Origin of the sequence: Pseudomonas multiresinivorans (assembly GCF_012971725.1) — a bacterium.
Taxonomy (GTDB): domain Bacteria; phylum Pseudomonadota; class Gammaproteobacteria; order Pseudomonadales; family Pseudomonadaceae; genus Pseudomonas; species Pseudomonas multiresinivorans.
This window is the reverse complement of sequence record NZ_CP048833.1, coordinates 6,021,300-6,038,441: the sequence shown is the minus strand read 5'-3', so window position 1 is coordinate 6,038,441 and position 17,142 is coordinate 6,021,300. Positions and strand designations below refer to the sequence as shown.

General features: G+C 67.7%; 12 protein-coding genes. 4 read left to right on the top strand and 8 right to left on the bottom strand.

Annotation, left to right across the window (positions count from 1 at the left end):
* The first annotated feature begins 115 nt into the window (after nucleotides 1-115).
* From ptsP to G4G71_RS27540, 3 genes are read left to right on the top strand one after another with little or no spacing between them, the layout of a single operon-like run.
* Entirely contained in the window at nucleotides 116-3,010 is a 2,895-nt protein-coding gene (ptsP, locus tag G4G71_RS27550; protein ID WP_169941819.1) for a phosphoenolpyruvate--protein phosphotransferase, read from the top strand.
* The gene (gene pfkB, locus G4G71_RS27545; RefSeq protein WP_169941817.1) at nucleotides 3,010-3,957 is read left to right on the top strand and encodes a 1-phosphofructokinase; all 948 of its coding nucleotides are present in this window, start codon (nucleotides 3,010-3,012) and stop codon (nucleotides 3,955-3,957) included. Before ptsP ends, pfkB begins: the two co-directional genes overlap by 1 nt.
* Nucleotides 3,958-3,983: 26 nt before the next feature.
* Nucleotides 3,984-5,738 carry a PTS fructose-like transporter subunit IIB gene (locus G4G71_RS27540; RefSeq protein ID WP_169941815.1) on the top strand — a complete coding sequence of 585 codons (1,755 nt, stop codon included), beginning with the start codon at nucleotides 3,984-3,986 and terminating at the stop codon, nucleotides 5,736-5,738.
* A gap of 117 nt (nucleotides 5,739-5,855) precedes the next feature.
* Here G4G71_RS27540 and G4G71_RS27535 read toward each other — a convergent pair whose 3' ends face one another.
* The 8 genes from G4G71_RS27535 to arnB are packed head-to-tail and all read right to left on the bottom strand — an operon-like array spanning nucleotide 5,856 to nucleotide 14,741.
* On the bottom strand, nucleotides 5,856-7,238 hold the full coding sequence (locus tag G4G71_RS27535; RefSeq protein WP_169941813.1) for a UDP-glucose dehydrogenase family protein: 1,383 nt from the start codon (nucleotides 7,236-7,238) through the stop codon (nucleotides 5,856-5,858).
* A gap of 40 nt (nucleotides 7,239-7,278) precedes the next feature.
* Complete coding sequence (arnF, locus tag G4G71_RS27530) at nucleotides 7,279-7,707, bottom strand: 4-amino-4-deoxy-L-arabinose-phosphoundecaprenol flippase subunit ArnF (protein WP_169941811.1); 429 nt, start codon at nucleotides 7,705-7,707, stop codon at nucleotides 7,279-7,281.
* Nucleotides 7,704-8,048 (bottom strand): 4-amino-4-deoxy-L-arabinose-phosphoundecaprenol flippase subunit ArnE, encoded by a 345-nt coding sequence (arnE, locus tag G4G71_RS27525; RefSeq protein ID WP_024765620.1) that lies wholly within the window; start codon nucleotides 8,046-8,048, stop codon nucleotides 7,704-7,706. The genes arnF and arnE overlap by 4 nt, the downstream gene beginning before the upstream one ends.
* Entirely contained in the window at nucleotides 8,045-9,691 is a 1,647-nt protein-coding gene (gene arnT / locus G4G71_RS27520) for a lipid IV(A) 4-amino-4-deoxy-L-arabinosyltransferase (RefSeq protein ID WP_169941809.1), read from the bottom strand. The genes arnE and arnT overlap by 4 nt, the downstream gene beginning before the upstream one ends.
* Complete coding sequence (arnD, locus tag G4G71_RS27515; RefSeq protein ID WP_169942833.1) at nucleotides 9,688-10,575, bottom strand: 4-deoxy-4-formamido-L-arabinose-phosphoundecaprenol deformylase; 888 nt, start codon at nucleotides 10,573-10,575, stop codon at nucleotides 9,688-9,690. Before arnD ends, arnT begins: the two co-directional genes overlap by 4 nt.
* Nucleotides 10,572-12,593 (bottom strand): bifunctional UDP-4-amino-4-deoxy-L-arabinose formyltransferase/UDP-glucuronic acid oxidase ArnA, encoded by a 2,022-nt coding sequence (gene arnA, locus G4G71_RS27510; RefSeq protein WP_169941807.1) that lies wholly within the window; start codon nucleotides 12,591-12,593, stop codon nucleotides 10,572-10,574. Before arnA ends, arnD begins: the two co-directional genes overlap by 4 nt.
* Nucleotides 12,590-13,594, bottom strand: coding sequence for an undecaprenyl-phosphate 4-deoxy-4-formamido-L-arabinose transferase (gene arnC / locus G4G71_RS27505; protein ID WP_169941805.1), 1,005 nt, complete (start codon nucleotides 13,592-13,594; stop codon nucleotides 12,590-12,592). Before arnC ends, arnA begins: the two co-directional genes overlap by 4 nt.
* A 7-nt stretch (nucleotides 13,595-13,601) precedes the next feature.
* Nucleotides 13,602-14,741: a UDP-4-amino-4-deoxy-L-arabinose aminotransferase gene (gene arnB, locus G4G71_RS27500; RefSeq protein WP_169941803.1), complete on the bottom strand. Its 1,140-nt coding sequence runs from the start codon at nucleotides 14,739-14,741 to the stop codon at nucleotides 13,602-13,604.
* A gap of 278 nt (nucleotides 14,742-15,019) precedes the next feature.
* Between arnB and G4G71_RS30095 the strand changes: the two genes are divergently transcribed.
* Nucleotides 15,020-17,089: an aminotransferase class I/II-fold pyridoxal phosphate-dependent enzyme gene (locus G4G71_RS30095; protein WP_169941800.1), complete on the top strand. Its 2,070-nt coding sequence runs from the start codon at nucleotides 15,020-15,022 to the stop codon at nucleotides 17,087-17,089.
* Nucleotides 17,090-17,142 lie beyond the last annotated feature (53 nt).

The window sequence follows — 17,142 nt, the reverse complement described above, 5'->3', positions numbered from 1 at the left end:
GCGCACGCAGTATTGCCTGAACCCTGTTCCTGCGCCGCAGCCTCTAAGCTGATCACCGTACAAGCGGATAACCGCCCCAGCGCCGGCACGCGCGAACGCCGGTGAGGAGAACGCGATGCTCGAATTCAACGCGCAGCAGGTCCGCATGGGCCAGCGCGCTGCCGACAAGCAGGCCGCCCTGGCCATGCTCGGCTCTGCCCTCGAAGCCGATGGCCTGGTCGCCGAAGGCTACCTGGCAGGTCTGCAGGCCCGTGAAGCGCAAGGCTCCACCTATCTCGGGCAGGGCATCGCCATCCCCCACGGTACGCCGGAAACCCGCCACCTGGTGCAACGCACCGGCGTGCGCCTGATGCACTTCCCCGAGGGGGTGGCCTGGGGCGACGGGCAGACCGTGCACCTGGCCATCGCCATTGCGGCCAAGTCCGATGAGCACCTGCGCCTGCTGCAACTGCTTACCCGTGCGCTGGGCGATGGAGAAGTAGGCCCGGCCTTGCGTGCAGCGGAAAAACCCGAGGACCTGCTGCAGCTGCTGCAAGGTGGCGCGCCTCAGCCGTTGCTGTTCGACGAGCATCTGGTAGGGCTTGGCGTTGCTGCCGAAGACTTCGACGAACTGGCGCTGGTCGGTGCGCGGCGTCTGAAGAAGGCCGGCTGCGTGGTCCCCGGCTTCGCTGCCGCGCTGCATGACCAGGAGGCCCTGCCGTTGGGCGCGGGACTCTGGTGGCAGGACAGCGAACAATGCGTCACTCGTCCGGGCCTCGTCTTCGTTACCCCCGCGCGTGAGCTGAGCCACGCCGGCCAGCCGGTGCGTGGCCTGTTCTGCCTGGCTCGCCAGGGCGACGCGCACGAGGCGGTGTTCGCGCGCCTGTGCGACTTGCTGGTGGATGGCCGGGCCGGAGAGCTGGCCAGCGCGACTTCCATACGTGCAGTGCTGGAAGCCCTGGGCGGTGAATTGCCAGTGGATTGGCCGAGCATCCGGGTGCCGCTGGCCAACCCGCATGGCCTGCACGCGCGCCCGGCGCAGGTGCTGATGCTGCTGGCGCGGGACTACAGCGGCGAAATTCGCGTGCGCATCGCCGAGGGCGACAGTGCTCCGGTTTCCATCCGCAGCCTGAGCAAACTGCTCAGCCTGGGCGCGCGGCGTGGGCAGGTGCTGGAGTTCTTCGCCGAGCCGGAAATCGCCGAGGCCGCACTGGCTGCCGTTCGCGCGGCCGTGGAGCAGGGCCTGGGCGAAGAAGTCGAGCCGCTGCCGGAAACCCTCGAGCTGGTCGGCGATAGCGTTCAACTGGACGATGGAGAGCTGCAAACGCAGCGGGCTCCCGAAGCGGGCGCGCAGTTGCAGGCCATTGCCGCATCGCCGGGCATTGCCCACGGCCCTGCCTACGTGCAGGTCGCTCGTGCCTTCGAGTTCGCCGTGCGCGGCGAGTCGGCGGAAGTCGAGCGCCAGCGCCTCGACGAGGCGCGCATGGCCATCAGCGGGGAAATCGGAGCGCTGGTGGAACGCAGCCAGGTCAAGGAAATTCGCGACATCTTCGTCACTCACCAGGCGCTGCTGGACGACCCCGAGCTGCTCGACGAGGTGCAGGCGCGCCTGGTCGAAGGCGCCAGCGCCGAAGCGGCCTGGAGCCAGGTGATCGAACGGGTGGCCGGCGAGCAGGAGGCCCTGCGCGATGCGCTGCTGGCTGAGCGCGCAGCGGACCTGCGCGATGTCGGCCGGCGTGTGCTGGCGCGCCTGTGCGGCGTCGAGAGTGCGATGGAACCGAACGAGCCCTACATCCTGGTGATGGACGAAGTCGGCCCCTCGGACGTGGCGCGGCTCGATCCGGAACGCGTGGCGGGTATCGTCACGGCGCGCGGTGGCGCCACTTCGCACAGCGCGATCATCGCCCGCGCGCTGGGCATTCCCGCGCTGGTGGGCGCCGGGGAAAGCGTGCTGGCGCTGGAGTCCGGCACGGCGTTGCTGCTGGATGGCGAGAAAGGCCAGATGACGGTCGCCCCCGATGCCCAAGCGCTGCACGCCGCCGCAACCCAGCACGATCTGCGCCAGCGCCGCGCCGCGCAGGCCGAGGCGCGCCGTCATGAGCCGGCGGTGACCCGCGATGGCCATGCCGTGGAAGTCTGCGCCAATCTTGGCGACACCGCCGGCGCGGCGAAAGCCGTGGAGCTGGGCGCGGAGGGCGTAGGCCTGTTGCGCACCGAGTTCGTCTTCATGGACAACCCCCAGGCGCCGGACCAGGCGACCCAGGAGACCGAATACCGCCGCGTGCTCGATGCCCTCGAAGGCCGCCCGCTGGTGGCGCGCACCCTCGATGTGGGCGGCGACAAGCCGCTGCCGTATTGGCCGATCCCGGAGGAAACCAACCCCTACCTGGGCATTCGTGGCGTGCGCCTGACGCTGCAACGCCCACAGATTTTCCGTACCCAGCTGCGAGCGTTGCTGAGTGCGGCTGCCGGCCGTCCGCTGCGCATCATGTTCCCCATGGTCGGGCAGGTGGAGGAGTGGCGGCAGGCCCGCGACCTCACTCTCGAACTCTGCGAGGAACTGGGCGGCGAGCATGACCTGCAACTCGGCATCATGGTCGAGGTGCCGTCCGCCGCGCTGCTGGCGCCGGTACTGGCGCGCGAGGTGGACTTCTTCAGCGTCGGCACCAACGACCTGACGCAGTACGCCCTGGCCATCGATCGTGGCCATCCGAGCCTGTCCGCCCAGGCCGATGGCCTGCACCCGGCCGTGCTGCAACTGATCGACATGACCGTGCGCGCCGCCCATGCCCATGGCAAGTGGGTAGGAGTGTGCGGTGAGCTGGCCGCCGACCCGCTGGCGGTGCCGCTGCTGGTTGGGCTGGGTGTCGATGAGCTGAGTGTCTCGGCGCGCAGCATTCCCCTGGTGAAGGCGCGGGTACGCGAGCTGGACCTGCCGACTTCTCGCGAGCTGGCGCAGGCCGCTCTGACCCTGTGCTCGGCGGCGGACGTGCGCCAGAGTGTTGCCCTCGCGCTGCCGGAGGTGCACTGATGGCCCGTATTCTCACGCTGACCCTGAACCCGGCGCTGGACCTCACCGTGCGCCTGCCGACGCTTGCGCCCGGCGAGGTGAACCGCAGCGAGTCGGCACTCAGCCAGGCCGCCGGCAAGGGCCTCAACGTTGCCCAGGTGCTGGCCGACCTGGGACATTCGCTGACCGTCGCCGGCTTCCTCGGTGCGGACAATGCGTTGCCCTTCGAGGCGTTGTTCCGTCGCCGTGGTTTCGTCGATGCCTTTGTCCGCGTGCCGGGCGAAACGCGGCGGAACATCAAGATCGCCGAAGGCACCGGGCGCATCACCGATATCAACGGTCCGGGCCCGGAAGTCAGTAGCGCCCAGCAGGATGCGCTGCTCGACCGCCTCGACCTGATCGCTGCCGATTTCGACATCGCCGTGGTTGCCGGCAGCCTGCCTCGCGGAGTCGATCCGCAATGGCTGCGCGAGCTGTTGCTGCGCTTGCAGGGCCATGGTCTGAAGGTCGCCTTCGATTGCAGTGGTGCCGCACTGCGCGCTGGAGTGGACGCCGCTCCCTGGCTGATCAAACCCAACGAGCAGGAGCTGGGCGATGCCTGTGGAAAACCCGCTGGCAGTGCCGCCGAGTTGGTCGCGCAGGTCGAATCATTGCGCGCGCGCGGTATCGAGCAGGTGGTGCTTTCCCAGGGCGCCGAGGGCGTGCGCTGGTACGGCCCGCAGGGTGTCTGGCAAGCGGTGCCGCCCAGGGTGGAAGTCGCCAGCACGGTGGGCGCCGGCGATTCCCTGCTGGCAGGCATGGTCCATGGCCTGCTCGCCGGTTGGCCGGCCGAGCGCGTGTTGCGCCAGGCCACGGCGGTGGCGGCACTGGCGGTCACCCAGATCCAGTTCGGCATCGGCGACGCGCAGCGGCTCAAGCGCATCGAGGACGCGGTGCAGGTTCAGGCGTTGGCCCCGTGCCAGCCCTGAGCGATAGAACAACAAGAGGTATGACGATGAACCTTGCCCTGATCACGGCCTGCCCGAACGGCCAGATTTCCAGCGTGCTCAGCGCCCGCCTGCTACGTGCGGCGGCCGAGCGACTGGGCTGGTCGGTGTGCGTTGAACAGCGCGACCCGCAGCATCCGGAACGCCAGTTGAGCGAAGGACAGATCGCCGCGGCCGACTGGGTGCTGGTGGTCAGCGCGCAGCCGCTGGACCTCACCCGCTTCGCCGGCAAGCGCCTGGTGCAGGCGCGCCCGGCCGAGGCCTTGGCCGACCCGGCCGGTTTCCTTCAGCGCGCGGCGGCGGAAGCACCCGTCTGGCAGCCGGGCGAGGCCTCGCCAGTGCCTGCCGAAACGGAACGCGTGGCGAAGGTCGTAGCGGTGACTGCCTGCCCGACCGGCGTGGCGCACACCTTCATGGCCGCCGAGGCGCTGCAGCAGGCGGCGCAGCAGATGGGCGTCGAGCTGCGGGTGGAAACCCAGGGCTCGGTGGGCGCGCGCAATCCGCTGAGTGCGGAAGAAATCGCTGCTGCTGACGTGGTCCTGCTGGCGGCGGATATCGAGGTCAATCCCGAGCGCTTCGCCGGCAAACGCATTTTCCGTTGCGGCACGGGTGTGGCGTTGAAGCAGCCCCAGGCGACCATCGAGCGAGCGCTGCAGGAGGCGACGACGGAGTCCGCCTCGTCTGCCGGCAACAGTGCGGCACCGACGAAGAACGAAGCGCGTGGCGTCTACAAGCACTTGCTCACCGGCGTGTCCTTCATGCTGCCGATGGTGGTGGCGGGCGGCCTGCTGATCGCGTTGTCCTTCGTCTTCGGCATCGAGGCGTTCAAGCAGCAAGGCACCCTGGCGGCGGCGCTGATGCAGATCGGTGGAGACGCAGCATTCAAGCTGATGGTGCCAATGCTCGCCGGCTACATCGCCTGGTCCATCGCCGACCGCCCCGGGCTGGCGCCGGGGATGATCGGCGGGCTGTTGGCGAGCACGCTGGGGGCGGGCTTCCTTGGCGGCATTGTCGCCGGCTTGCTCGCCGGCTATTCGGCGCGCGCGATTGCCCAGTGGGTTCCGCTACCGGCCAGTGTCGCGGCGCTCAAGCCGATCCTGATCATCCCGCTGCTGGCCAGCCTGTTCACCGGGCTGGTGATGATCTATGTGGTGGGTTCGCCGGTGGCGGCGATGATGGGCGCGCTGACCGATTTCCTCGCCGGCATGGGTACCACCAACGCCATCCTGCTCGGCCTGTTGCTGGGCGGGATGATGTGCGTGGACCTGGGTGGGCCGATCAACAAGGCCGCCTATGCGTTCTCGGTCGGTCTGCTCGCCTCGCAGAGCTATGCGCCGATGGCGGCGGTGATGGCCGGCGGCATGGTCCCGCCGATCGGCATGGGCATCGCCACGCTGCTGGCGCGGCGCAAGTTCGCCCAGAGCGAGCGCGAGGCCGGCAAGGCGGCGCTGGTGCTGGGGCTGTGCTTCATCTCCGAGGGTGCGATTCCGTTCGCTGCCAAGGACCCGCTGCGGGTGATCCCGGCAAGCATCGCCGGTGGTGCGCTGACCGGCGCGCTGTCGATGCTGTTCGGCTGCAAGCTGCTGGCGCCCCATGGCGGGCTATTCGTGCTGCTGATCCCCAATGCGATGAACCACGCACTGCTCTACCTGCTGGCGATTGCCATCGGCAGCGTGGTGACCGGGGTGCTCTATGCGCTGCTCAAGCGTAGTGAGGCAGCGCCGATGATGGTGATGGGCGAGCAGGCGCCGGGGCGGGGGTAACCGGAGCTCGCGGGCGCGTAGGAGCGGACTCCGTCCGCGATAGGCTTATCCGCGCGCCAGGCTAACCCGCGGAGCGCCCGATGGGACATCGCGGACGGAGTCCGCTCCTACGTCAGGTCAGGCGCTACGGCGCGGCCGTTGTTCGACGACCTGCGCCGGCACCGGCAGGCGGTGCGAGTCGCCGCGGCCCATGGGGAAATATTCGAAACCGTAGCGCGCCACGCGCTCGGGATCGAACAGGTTGCGGCCGTCGAAGATCACCGGTGTTTTCAGGCGGCTGGCCACCAGCTCGAAGTCCGGCGCCTTGAACTGCCGCCACTCGGTGCAGATCACCAGGGCATCGGCGCCGCCGAGGGTGGCTTCCGGGGTGCCCATCAGGGTCAGGCGTTCATCGTGGCCATACAGGCGCTGCGCCTCGGGCATGGCCTCGGGGTCGAAGGCGCGGACCTTGGCGCCGGCGGCCCACAGGGCTTCCATCAGGGTGCGGCTGGGAGCGTCGCGCATGTCATCGGTGTTGGGCTTGAACGACAGGCCCCAGAGGGCGAAGGTGCGGCCCTTGAGCTTGCCGCCGTAGTAGCTGTGGATGCGCTCGAACAGCTTGCTCTTCTGCCGCTGGTTGACCGCTTCCACGGCGCGCAGCAGGTCGCTGGAACAGTGGGCTTCCTCGGCACTCTGGATCAGCGCCTGGACGTCCTTGGGGAAGCACGAGCCGCCATAGCCGCAGCCGGGATAGATGAAGTGGTAGCCAATGCGCGGGTCGGCGCCCATGCCCTGGCGCACGGCTTCGATGTCGGCGCCCAGGTGCTCGGCCAGCTCGGCGATCTGGTTGATGAAGCTGATCTTGGTGGCGAGCATGCAGTTGGCGGCGTACTTGGTCAGTTCCGCGCTGCGCAGGTTCATGGTCAGGATACGGTCGTGGTTGCGGTTGAACGGCTCGTAGATCTCGCGCATCACGTCCAGCACCTCGGAGCTTTCGCAGCCGATGACGATGCGGTCGGGTTTGCGGCAGTCGGCCAGCGCCGAGCCTTCCTTGAGGAACTCGGGGTTGGAGACGATCTCGAAGTCCAGGCTGCGGCCTTCTTCGGCGAGCACCGCTAGCACCTTGGCCTTCACGCGGTCACCGGTGCCCACCGGCACGGTGGATTTCTCGACGATGATCACCGGCTGGGTGCGGTGGCGGGCGATGCCTTCGGCCACGGCCAGCACGGCGCGCAGGTCGGCCGAGCCATCGGGCAGCGGCGGTGTGCCGACGGCGATGAACTGCACGCGGCCATGGCCGGCGGCCTCGGCGACGTCGTTGGTGAAGCGCAGGCGTCCGGCTTCCAGGTTATCCCTTACCAGTTCGGCCAGGCCCGGTTCGAAGATGCTGATCTGGCCGCGCTTGAGCTTGGCGATCTTGTCCTCGTCGATGTCCATGCACAGGACGTCGTGGCCCACTTCGGCCATGACCGCGGCCTGCACCAGGCCTACATAACCGATTCCGAATACGCTGATTTTCATGGTCTGCTCTCCCGATAAGGGACTTGAAGCGGGATTGAGGTCAGTCGAACTGCGCGTGCTCGGAGCGAGCGTCGCTGGGTTTGATGACGGTTGTTCTGTCAGGTCGGCGTGGCGCGTTGATCGCGATCACGCCGGCGATCACCAGGGCAACGCCCAGGGTGCGCGGCAGGCTCAGCGGCTCGCCGAGGCCCGGCAGCACGGCGGCACCGAGATAGACGAGGGCATAGCTCAGGCTCAGCAGCGAGTAGGCGCGGCTCAGCGGCAGGTGTTTCAGGGCAAGCAGCCAGCAGAGCATCGACAGCGCGTAGGCGAGCACCGCCCCGGCCAGCAACAGGAGCGCGGCGATGTCGAGCTGCGCCAGGTCGAACGGCCAGTGCGAGGGCAGGTGCGACATGCTCCAGCGCATGCCCAGCTGCGCACTGCTCACCAGCAGCACGCTGCCCAGGGCGAAAGCGATGCCGCGCTTCACGAGTGCATCCCCAGCAGGGCGACGCCGCCGACGATCAGGGCCACGCCGAACCAGTGGCGGCCGTCGATGCGCTCGCCGAACAGGCGACTCGCCAATAGCGTCACCAGCACGAAGTTGAGGCTCAGCATCGGGTAGGCGACGCCGACTTCCAGGCGTTGCAGGACCAGCAGCCAGAGCAGCAGGCCGGCGCCCAGGCAGGCGACGGCCAGGATCAGCCAGGGCGAGAAGAGCTTCGCTGTCAGGCTCGACGGCGCATCGCGCCAGCTTTCCACGGCGAACTTCTGCGCCAGCTGGCCCAGGCAGGTGAGCAGGCAGACGCCGGCCAGCAGCAGGGCAGTCATGGCGCGGCCTGCGGAATCAGCAGGACCACCAGGTGGTTCTGCCGGTAGCTGATGGCGTCGCTGGGCAGCATGGCCAGTTCCGCTTCGTCGCTGGCGCTGTTGACCCGCATGATCACGCCGATGGAGCCCTCGGCGCGGGCGCGGTCGATCCACGCGTGGATGCCCTCGGGCGGGATGCTGCGGCCCTGGCCTTCGGGGTAGCCCAGGCCGAACTTCAGCTCGCCTTCGGTGTTGAACAGCGTGATGTCGCTGCGCCGGGTACGCCAGGCGAGCGCGGTGGCGGCGCCCAGGTCGTTGCTCAGCAGGCTGCGGGCGTCCTTGAGCTGGTCCAGATGCTCGGCGATGAACTGGTCGGGCATCTTGCTGTTGACCATCTTGTTCGGCATCGCGTTGGGCACCAGGGCTACCAGCAGCCAGGCTGCGAAGGCCGGCGCCGCCCAGAAGCGAGTGGGGCGCAGTAGTTGCAGCAGGCCGGACAGCAGCCAGACGATGCACACCAGGGCAACCATCAGCACGCTGGGCAGTTCGTCGTGGTACTGCGGGTGCCGTGCTTGCATGAACAGCAGCCCGGCCAGCGCACTGCTGCCCAGCAGCAGGTTGAGCGCGCCGTTGAGTTTCAGGGCGACTTGCCTGTGCTGCTGCAACGCGCGGCCGAGGGCGTCGGCCATCAGCAGGGCGAGCGGGGCGAAGCAGGGCATGATGTAGGTCGGCAGCTTGCCCTTGGCCAGGCTGAAGAACAGGAAGGGCATGACGAACCACAGGAGCAGGAACAGCAGCTTCGAGTCGCGCCAGCCCTGGATTGCGTTACGCAGTGCGGGGAAGACCAGCACGGCCCAGGGCAGTGCGCTGGCGAACAGCAGCGGGACGAAGAACCAGATCGGCCGGCCGTGTTGGGCGTCTTCTGCGGCGAAGCGGCGGATGTGCTCGTTCCAGAAGAAGAAGTCCCAGAAGTCCGGCTCGCGGGCGTGGATCAGCAGCACCCAGGGCGCGCAGACCAGCGCAGCCACCAGCACGGCCAGCGGGCCGTAGCGCAGCAGTTCGCCCCGGCGTTTCTGCAGCACGGCGTAGGGCAGGCCGACGATCACCGGCAACAGGAAGGCGAGGAAGCCCTTGGTCATGAAGCCGAAGGCGCAGGCGGCCCCCAGCAGGCTCCAGGCAGCCAGGCGCCCGCGCGTGGTACTGGCATCGAAAGCGAACCACAGGGCAGCGAGGCTGAGGTTCACGCAGAAGGTGAACTGCGGGTCGAGGTTGGCATAGCCGGCCTGCCCGGCGATCAACCCGAAGCTCAGGTACAGCAGACCGGCGGCCCAGGTGCGGCGCGGGTCGTTCCACAGGCGGCGGGCGACCAGGATCACCAGCAGGGTACTCAGCGCGGTGACCAGTGCGGAGGCAAAGCGCACGCCGAACAGGTTCTGCCCGAACACGGCTTGGCTGGCTGCGATCAGCCAGTAGCCGCCGGTAGGCTTCTCGAAGTAGCGCAGGCCCAGCAGGTGCGGGGACACCCAGTCGCCGCTCTGCAGCATGGCCTGGCTGATCTGTGCGTTGCGCGACTCGTCCGGGATCCACAGGCCGTGGAAAGCCATTGGCAGCAGGATGCACAGGACGAAGGCGGCGAGCAGTGCCGGGTAGGCCAGACGCTTCATGCGTGCTGCACCCCCAGCCAGCCTTCGCGGCCAGCCAGTTCGCCACGCACCAGGCTGGCGACGGGCAGGGTGGTCGGGTCGTCCGGCAGCAGCCGGCCCAGCGGGACGAAGCGGATGCCGCCGGCCCGTGCCTGGGCCAGCAAGCGGCGGAAGTCGTGGGCCATGAGAATGCCCTCGACCTCGGCGTGAATGGTGTACACGTTCAAGGCGTCCATGTCGAAGCGGGAAAGGATGTAGTCATTGAAGGCGGACGGCGCCACTTGCGGGCCGACGACCTCGTCGAAGGTGGGCATGTCTACCGGGATCTGCGGGGTGCCGGCGCGACCGTCGGCCAGGCGCGGGCGGAACAGCGAGCGGCCGCGGCAATCGCTGTTGTAGCGAAAGCCGAAGCGCTCCTTGGCTTCCACGGTGCGTTCGTCGGCGCGCCAGCCGGCCACCGCCGAGCACTCCACCGGGTTGCCGAGGATGTCGGCGAGGGTGTCGACGCCACGGCGGATCTGCTGTTCGAGTTGCTGGGCGCTCCAGCGGCCGGCGTTGGCCTGCCAGCCGTGGTGGTCCCAGGCGTGCAGGCCGACTTCGTGGCCGGCGTCCTGGGCGCGCCGCATCAGGTGGCCCAGGTCGCGGCCGATCGGCTTGCCCGGCCAGGCGGTGCCGGCCAGCAGGATGTCCCAGCCATACAGACCGGCGGCGTTGGAGCGCAGCATCTTCCACAGGAACTGCGGGCGGATCAGGCGCCACAGGTGGCGCCCCATGTTGTCGGGGCCGACGCTGAAGAAGAAGGTCGCCTTCACCTCGGCCTCGTCGAGCATGTCCAGCAGCCGCGGCACGCCGTCACGGGTGCCGCGGTAGGTGTCGACGTCGATACGCAGTCCTGCTCTCATCAGGCGATGCTTTTCTTCAGCGGGAAGGCGTGGGGAACCCCGCCGGCACGTTCGGCCAGAGCTTCGCGGAGGAAGAAGTCCAGGGTCTTGCCGATGGTGGCGGAGAGTTCCACGCTCGGCTGCCAGTTCAGCAGGCGACGGGCGTTCTCGATGCTCGGCTTGCGGTGCGACACGTCCTGGTAGCCGTCGCCGTAGAAGCTGCGGCTTTCCACTTCGCGGAAGCCGGCAAACGGCGGGAACTGGTCGCGCAGCGGGTGCGCCTCGAACTGGCGCAGCAGTTCTTCGCCCAGCTGGCGGATGCTGGCTTCGTTGTCCGGGTTGCCGATGTTGACGATCTGACCGTCGCAGCTGCTGCCTTCGTTGTCGATGATCCGCGCCAGCGCCTCGATGCCGTCGTCCACGTCGGTGAAGCAGCGCTTCTGCTCGCCGCCGTCGACCAGGCGGATCGGCGTGCCTTCCACCAGGTGCAGGATCAGCTGGGTGATGGCGCGGGAGCTGCCGATGCGCGCCGAGTCCAGGCGGTCCAGGCGCGGGCCCATCCAGTTGAACGGACGGAACAGGGTGAACTTCAGGCCCTTCTGGCCGTAAGCCCAGATAACGCGGTCGAGCAACTGCTTGGAGACCGAGTAGATCCAGCGCTGCTTGTTGATCGGGCCGACGATCAGGTTGGACTTGTCTTCGTCGAAGTTGGCGTCGGTGCACATGCCGTACACCTCGGAGGTGGACGGGAAGATCACGCGCTTGTTGTACTTCACGCAGTAGCGGACCAGCTTGAGGTTTTCCTCGAAGTCCAGCTCGAACACGCGCAGCGGGTTGCGGGTGTATTCGATGGGCGTGGCGATGGCTACCAGCGGCAGGACCACGTCGCACTTCTTGATGTGGTACTCGATCCACTCGGTGTGGATGCTGATGTCGCCTTCTACGAAGTGGAAGTCCGGGTTGCCTTTCAGGCGTTCGATGGCGTCGGAGCCGATGTCCAGGCCGTAGACCTCGTAGTTGCCGTCGCGCAGCAGGCGCTCGGAGAGGTGGTTGCCGATGAAGCCGTTGACGCCGAGGATCAGTACGCGGGTCTTGCGCTTGGGCTTGCCGCTGGCGCCGTGCAGGCGCGAGCCGTCCACCAGGCCCATTTCGCGGGCCAGCTGCGGACCGGCGAGGAACAAGCCGCTGTCGCCCTGCTGGCCGGAGAGGATTTCCAGCGAGTCAGCACCGCAGGCGATGCGCAGCGGGTCGACCGACAGGACCGAGCCGGCCGGCAGGCCGTTGTTGCCGGCGACCACGCGCGAGCTCCAGACGATCAGCTTGCGATCGCCCACCGGGGCGAAGGCGCCGGGGTACGGCTGGGTCACGGCGCGGACCAGGTTGTGCAGTTCGCTGGCAGGGCGCTTCCAGTCGAGCTGGCCGTCCGCCGGGGTGCGGCGACCGAAGTAGCTGGCGCGGGATTCGTCCTGGGCGACTTCCTGCAGCTCACCCCGAGCCAGGCGGGGCAGGGCGGAGGCGAGCAGCTCGCGGGTGGCTTCGCGCAGCTTGCCGTGCAGCACCAGTGCGGTGTCGTCCGGGCCGATGGCGACGCTCTGCTGGGCGAGGATGCCGCCGGCATCGGCGCGCTTGACCATGCGGTGCAGGGTCACGCCGGTCTCGCTCTCGCCGTTGACCAGCACCCAGTTGGCCGGGGCGCGGCCACGGTAGCGCGGCAGCAGCGAGCCATGCAGGTTGTAGGCGCCCTTGGCGGCGCAGGCCAGCAGCTCTTCGCTGAGCAGGTGGCGGTAGTAGAAGGAGAAGATGTACTGCGGCTGCAGTTCTCGGATGCGCGCGACCCACAGCGGATGGTTGACGTCTTCCGGGGCATGCACCGGGATGCCCAGGCGTGCGCAGAGCTGGGCTACCGATCCGTAGAAACGGTTCTCCTTGGGATCGTCGGCGTGGGTGAAGACGGCGTAGATCTGGTAACCGGCGGCGAGCAGTGCCTCGATGCCGGCGCAGCCGAAGTCGTGGTAGGCGAAGACGATGGTCTGCTGGGTCATGGCTGGATGGACTCGAAAGAAGGGGAGGAAGAGGAAAGCTGCGGGCGCGGTGCGTCGGCGCGGACGATGCGCTCGATGAAGAAGCGGGGGCGGGCGCGTACGTCGTTGTACATGCGGCCCAGGTACTCGCCGAGCAGGCCCATGCCGACCAGTTGCACGCCAGTGAACATGAACAGCACGGCGAACAGCACGAACACGCCGTGGCCGGCCCAGGCGGCGCCGAACAGCAGGCGCAGCACCAGCAGCATCAGGGCGAAGGCGAAGCCGGCGACCGCCATGCCGCCGCCGACGAAGGACAGCAGGCGCAGCGGCGAGGTGGTCATGCAGGTGACCAGGTCGAACATCAGGTTGATCAGGCGCAGGAAGTCGTACTTCGATTCACCGTGCTCGCGCTCGGCGTGGGCGACATGAATCTCGCTGGTGTGGCGGGCGAAGCTGTTGGCCAGGATCGGGATGAAGGTGCTGCGCTCGCGGCAGGCGAGCATCGCCTTGACGATGCTCGCGCGATAAGCGCGCAGCATGCAGCCGTAGTCGTTCATCGCCACGCCGGTGGAGCGCTGCACGGCGAGGTTGATCAGCTTCGACGGCCAGCGGCGCAGGGCGGAGTCCTGGCGTTGCTGGCGCACGCTGCCGACCACGTCGTAGCCCTTGGCGGCTTCTGCGACCAGGCGCGGGATTTCCTCCGGCGGGTTCTGCAGGTCGGCGTCGAGGGTGATCACCAGGTCGCCCTGGCATTGCTCGAAGCCGGCCATGATCGCCGCGTGCTGGCCGTAGTTGCGGTTGAGGATCACCGCCACCACGTGGCTGCCGGGCGCTTCGGCGGCTTCCTGGAGCAGGTCGGCGGAGCTGTCGCGGCTGCCGTCGTCGATCAGCACGATCTCGTAGTCGCGGCCCAGTTGTTCGCAGGCGGCGGTGGTACGGCGCAGCAGCTCAGGGAGGCTGGCCTCTTCGTTGTACACCGGGATGACGATGGACACACGGTTGATCGGATAGGCTTTCACGGTGGCGTTACCGAAGCAGGGTTTCGATGGCGTCGACCACGCGGTCCTGGTCGGCCTGGGTCATGTCGGGGAACAGCGGGATGGAGACGATCCGCGAGGCGTTCCACTCGGTGTTGGGCAGGTGCACATCCGGGTAGCGCTGGCGGTAGTAGCTGTGCAGGTGGCTGCCGATGAAGTGGATGCCGCTGCCGATGCCGCGCTCCTGCAGACCCTGCATGAAGGCGTCGCGGTCGATGCCGCAGCGCTCCTGGTCGATGCGCAGGACGTACAGGTGCCAGGCGTGGTGCTGCGGGTAGTCCGGCAGCGCCAGCGGTTGCACCGGCAGGTGCGCCAGGCGACCGGCGTAGCCGGCGGCCAGTTCGGCGCGGCGGGCGTTTATCGCTTCGAGCCTGGGCAACTGCACCAGGGCGATGGCGGCGTTGATATCGGTGAGGTTGTACTTGAAGCCCGGTTCCACTACCTGTGCCTGCGGCTTGCGGCCATGGGTCAGGCGGTCGTAGGCGTCCACGCCCAGACCGTGGAACTTCAGGGTGCGCACGCGGTTGGCCAGGGCCTCGTCGTCGGTGACGAACATGGCGCCCTCGGCGCAGGTGAGGTTCTTGATCGCGTGGAAGGAGAAGATCGCGGTGCCGCGCTGGCCCACCGGACGGCCGCGGTAGAAGGTGCCGGCGGCGTGTGCGGCGTCCTCGATCACCGGGATGCCTCGGCGCAGGGCCAGCTCGTCGATCGGGTCCATGTCGCAGGCCGCGCCGGCGTAGTGCACCGGAATGATGGCACGGGTGCGCGGGGTGATTGCGGCTTCGATGCGCGCGGCGTCGGTCATCAGGGTGTCACGGTCGACATCGACGAACACCGGCGTGGCGCCCAGCAGGCTGATCATGTTGACGGTGGAGACCCAGGTCTGCGACGGGGTGATCACCTCGTCGCCCGGGCCGATGCCCAGGGCCAGCAGCGCCAGGTGCATGCCGCCGGTGGCCGACGACAGCGCGACCGCGTGACGGCAACCGATGGACTCGGCGAAGCGTTGTTCCAGTTCATGGTTCTTCGGCCCGGTGGTGATCCAGCCCGAACGCAGGACTTCGTTGACTGCCTGGATCTCTTCTTCACCGATGCTGGGACGGGAGAAGGGGAGGAAGGGCGTTTCCATGTGGTGTTCCAAAGGCCGTGGCGGCACTGTTTCAAGATGTGTAAACGCTACGGGGGCGATCGTTAAGAAGCCGTTAAGTGGATGTCGTGATTCCGTTCGTCGGTCGAACATGCGACAAGCAACACCCGAAGATGGGAGGGAGGTGAGTGAACGGTCTGAAAACGACATGTCTGATGTCGGAAAACGCTGTTGAACACTCGTTCATCCTTGGCTATGGTGGCCCAACGCTCCTGCGGACCCTTCTGCAGGACATTCCGTCATTCGGATGAGGCCCTTGCATGCGTTATTCGTCGCTTGTGGACAGGATGGTCGGACCCGGCGTCGCCGCCTGGGACATTCACTACGCCGCCATCGCCGCCCAGCGCGCCGGCCGCGACGTGATAGTGCTCAGCGTCGGCGATCCCGATTTCGCCACCCCGGACTTCATCACCGAAGCCGCCGTCACTTCGCTGCGTGCCGGTGATACGCACTACAGCGACGTGGCCGGTAAGCCTGAGCTGCGCCAGGCGATCGCTGCGCTGCATGAGCGACGATTCGGCCAAAAGGTGGCCGCCGAGAACATCATCGTGGTCGCCGGAGCGCAGAACGGCCTGTTCGCCGCCGCGATGTGCCTGCTGGAGACGGGCGACGAGGTCATCACCTTCGACCCGGTCTACGTCACCTACGAAGCCACGTTGAAAGCCACCGGCGCCGTGCTGGTCGGGGTTCCGACCCGTCCGGAAAACGGCTTCCGTCCACTGGCTGCCGATATCGCCGCAGCGATCACTCCGCGCACCAAGGCGATCTTCCTCGCCAACCCGAGCAACCCCACCGGCGTCGTGCTGGACCGCGACGAGTTGCTGGCCATTGCCGCGCTGGCCGAGGCTCGCGACCTCTGGGTGGTGGTCGACGAGGTCTACGAGGGCCTGACCTTCGAGCGCGAACACCAGAGCTTCGCCGCGCTGCCGGGCATGGCCGAGCGCACCCTGAGCATCGGCAGCCTGTCGAAATCCCACGCAATGACTGGCTGGCGCGCCGGCTGGATAGTCGCCAACGAGGTTCTGGTCGGGCACCTGGAAAACCTCGCGCTGAACATGTTCTACGGCCTGCCGGGCTTCATCCAGGAAGCCGCCCGCGTCGCCGTAGAGCGCCACGACGAAGTGGTGGCGTCGATGCGCGAGATCTACCGCCGTCGCCGCGACCTGGTGGTGGCGGCGCTGAGCGATTGCCCGCGGGTGAAGGTCCTGTCGCCCGAAGCCGGCATGTTCGTCATGGTCGACGTGCGCGACACCGGCCTCAGCTCGCTGGATTTCTCCTGGCAACTGTTCCATGCCACCGGTGTTTCGGTGCTCGACGCGGCGGCCTTCGGCCCGCAGGCGGAAGGCTTCGTGCGGCTGTCCTTCGGGTTGAGCGACGAGAGCATGGCGGAGGCCTGTGCGCGGATCATTCGCTTCGTCGAGTCCCTCCCCGCTCGTGCCGAATCAACTGTAGGAGCGAGGGGGGCGCCTCAGCCATTGCTCGCGAACGCTCTTGATGTTTCTGGTGCGGAGGTTGGTTCGCGAGCAAGCTCGCTCCTACAAAAAGCAGAGCAGCCCGCCGCCAGGCCTGTCATCGAAGTGCGCGATATCCACAAGCGCTTCGGCGACTTCGAGGTGCTCAAGGGCGTATCGCTGTCGGCCCGCGAGGGCGAGGTGATCTCGCTGATCGGCGCCAGCGGCTCGGGCAAGAGCACCCTGCTGCGCTGCATCAACATGCTGGAGATTCCCAACCAGGGCTCGGTCACCGTCAATGGCGAAACCATCCGTCTGGCCCAGAGCCGCCAGGGCGAGCCGATGGTGGCTGACCAGAAGCAGCTCACCCGTATCCGCTCGCAGCTGGGCATGGTGTTCCAGAGCTTCAACCTGTGGCCGCACCGCACCGTGCTGGAGAACCTGATCGAAGCACCGACCTTCGTCCTCCACGAGAGCAAGGCTGAGGCCCGCGAGCGTGCTGAGGCGTTGCTGGAACGTGTCGGCCTGGCGGAGAAACGCCACGAATACCCGGCGTTCCTTTCCGGCGGCCAGCAGCAACGCGTCGCCATCGCCCGCGCCCTGGCCGTGCGGCCGAAAGTGATGCTGTTCGACGAACCGACCTCGGCGCTGGACCCGGAGCTGGTGGGCGAAGTGCTGCGGGTGATCCGCTCGCTGGCCGAAGAGGGGCGGACCATGATCCTGGTCACCCACGAGATGGCTTTCGCCCGCGACGTGTCGAGCCATGTGGCGTTCCTGCACAAGGGTCTGATCGAGGAGGAGGGAACGCCCGAGGAAGTCTTCTCGCGCCCGCGCAGCGAGCGCTGCCGGCAGTTCGTCAACGCGCACCAGAATCGCTGACCGATGCCGCGCTGCCGGCGCATCGATGAGCGTGGACCCATAACAAACGAAAA